At 58.4% G+C, this 1,066-nt stretch carries 2 protein-coding genes; one reads left to right on the forward strand and one right to left on the reverse strand.

The genetic code is table 11. From position 1 onward, the window contains the following. On the forward strand, positions 1-241 hold a 241-nt coding region (locus ACWPWO_RS18840), incomplete at its 5' end, for a hypothetical protein (protein WP_454007897.1). A 38-nt stretch (positions 242-279) separates the two neighbouring features. On the opposite strand, the gene sctB is transcribed toward ACWPWO_RS18840, so the two are convergent. Continuing rightward, a partial coding sequence (sctB, locus tag ACWPWO_RS18845; protein ID WP_454007898.1) for a type III secretion system translocon subunit SctB occupies positions 280-1,066 on the reverse strand: 787 nt, incomplete at its 5' end.

Raw genomic sequence — 1,066 nt, forward strand, 5'->3', positions numbered from 1 at the left:
AATCGACCATCTCACTCACATTGAAGACCCGGCTGGAAGGCTCGAGGACTGGCGGACCAAGCGTCCCTACCTGCGCAACCTCGCCCTGCCCCTGGCTGGCGGCTTGCGGCGCATACCTGGCGAGGTCGGCGTGAAGCTTCTCAAGGCCCAGGTCGGCAAGAGAAGGTTTGCCCGAAACAGCGCCGGCCTCGGGCTCTTGATCCTGTCCAGCCGGGGCCGGATTATATCCAGCACCCAATGAAGAAATCGTAGTCATGAAAACCTCCCCTGGAGAGTCGATCAAACGCGGCCGGCGATGGCACGATTGGTTTCGGTTTTAGTCTGCTCTATGGCGGCGATCTTTTCACGAACTTCGCGGATGATTTCCAACATCTGCTGCATGATTTCGCCTGCCTGCTGCGCGGCTTGCTCATGAACCCGGGCGTCAGCCTCAAGCCTGGCTTTTTTCGCGTCACTGCTGGCCGCCACGCGCTCAGAAATAGATGAGCCGATCTGCCCAAGACCGGTCATAGCCGTGTTGGCCCCCTGAGCGGTGCCACTGACCGAATCGCCAAACGCTTTCAATCCTGCGCCCGCGTCGCCCCGGGCTATACCCATCATGCTTAACGCACCGCCGCCGACTGCCAGGTTAATGGAAATTAGACAGCCTGCGATTTGGCCGGTTGCCGATAGAATCCCCGCAGCCAAACGCAGGTTCGCGGCATGGCAAATTTCGTCGGCTGCATTGAGCAGACTGGTTATCTGACTCTGCATTTCCGCATTGCGGATTTCCCGCGCCTGATTGCGCATCTGCTGGGAGCACTGCTGAAGCACGGTCATCACCGCAAGGATGTCAAGCAAAACAACGACTGTGTTCAGTTTATCCAGCAGATCGCCAACGGCCGCCTTCTCGCTGGGCACAGGCAGCATCGTAGTCAGCAGCGCCTTGCGATGTCCCGAAGGAGCGCCATTAATTTCCAAACCCGCAGGCTTGGATGTGGATTCCAACGTGATTCCCGCCGTTTTCACCCTTTTTTGCGTCGTCGGGGCCAGAGACTCGGGATTCATTTCCGAAGGAATGCAGCCG

It is taken from the genome of Alcaligenes sp. Marseille-Q7550 (assembly GCF_965112015.1).